The 1,371-nt window shown below is 62.1% G+C and carries 2 protein-coding genes; both read right to left on the bottom strand.

The features are described from left to right. Positions 1-533 (bottom strand): protein-L-isoaspartate O-methyltransferase family protein (locus B4F73_RS07070; protein WP_290482854.1); only part of this gene is annotated, 533 nt, incomplete at its 3' end. Next, entirely contained in the window at positions 521-1,282 is a 762-nt protein-coding gene (gene surE, locus B4F73_RS07065) for a 5'/3'-nucleotidase SurE (RefSeq protein WP_206990793.1), read from the bottom strand. The genes surE and B4F73_RS07070, both read right to left, overlap by 13 nt. Positions 1,283-1,371: the final 89 nt, after the last annotated feature.

Below are 1,371 nucleotides of genomic sequence, written 5' to 3'. Positions count from 1 at the left end.
GTGATCACCAATCCGCCGGGCTTGAGCTGGTCGAACAGAGCCTGGGGGATCGCATCCACTAGCCCCGTGATGAGGACGCGGTCATATGGCCCGCGTTCAGCCCAGCCGAGCAGGCCAGCGCCGTAGCGCACCGCAAGATTGTCGAGGCCAAGGCTCACAATCCGTTGGCGCGCATGATCGGTCAGCTTGTTGTACCGCTCGACGCCAAACACATCCGCGGCAAGCTGACCGGCCAATGCGGCGATATATCCAGACCCCATGCCAATCACCAGAAGACGCGCCTTGCGCTCGCGGCCGAGGCCCAGCGCCTGAAGCAATTGCCCGGTCGCCGCCGGGCGCGGGATTGTCTGGCCGCACGGGATGGGCACCACGCAGTCAGCAAAGGCAAGGTCTTTCAGGGCGGGATCATCGACAAAGGCTCCCCGGTCGACCGTTTCCATCGCTCTCAGCACGCCATCATCCGTGACCCCCTCCTGACGCAAGCGCAGGACAAGTCGGGCGGCACGGAATGGATCGGTGATCAGGTCTTCCATAGCTCCCGCAGCGTCCGGAGGAATACTTCATGCGTCAAGTCCACATGAAGCGGGGAGATGGAGACATAGCCATCATAGATCGCCCGCAAATCGGTGCCAGCATCCGGTTTGGAGAGTTTGCCCTTGTACCCGATCCAGTAATAATCATTGCCGCGCAGGTCTTCGCGGCGGTCGGTATGGATGATCGATTCGTCGCGAAAGCCCTGACGGGTGATCTGGATGCCCTTAACCTCATCGGGCTCAACATCCGGGAAGTTCACATTCATCACCGCATCGCCAGGCCAACCATGCTCGATCAGCGGCTTGATCGCCTTGCTGCCCCAGGCCCGGGCGGTGTCCCAAGGCAGGGAGCCGCGCTCGCGGAAGCTCTGCGACTGGCTGAGGGCGATGGACGGAATGCCGAGCTGCATGCCGAACAGCGCCGCGGCGATCGTTCCGGAGAAGCTCGTATCCTCGGCAATGTTCTGGCCGCGATTGACGCCGGACAGCACAAGGTCCGGCTTCTCTGGCATCAGATTGTGCGTCGCCAGCAGCACGCAGTCGGACGGCGTGCCCGCCACGGCCCAGGCCTTGTCGCCCACTTCGCGCGTGCGGACCGGATGGGTCAGCGAAATGGCGCGGCCCTTGCCGGACTGTTCCTCTTCCGGCGCAGCGATCCAGACATCGTCGGAAATTTCCCGCGCAATGTCTTCCAGCACCGCAAGGCCCGGCGCGTTGATGCCGTCATCATTCGTCAGAAGAATTCTCATGCCGAAATTACCTCAAGGCCGCCCATATAGTTGCGCAGGGCTTCCGGCACGGTGATGGAGCCGTCTTCATTCTGATAGTTTTCGAGGAT

It is taken from the genome of Hyphomonas sp. UBA3601, from assembly GCF_002375605.1.
In the GTDB taxonomy this organism is placed as follows: domain Bacteria; phylum Pseudomonadota; class Alphaproteobacteria; order Caulobacterales; family Hyphomonadaceae; genus Hyphomonas.
This window is presented reverse-complemented; position numbering and strand designations above follow the sequence as displayed.

Bases quoted from the DNA above. Each gene is read 5' to 3' on its own strand.
- surE (WP_206990793.1), bottom strand. From the start codon at position 1,282: ATGAGAATTCTTCTGACGAATGATGACGGCATCAACGCGCCGGGCCTT.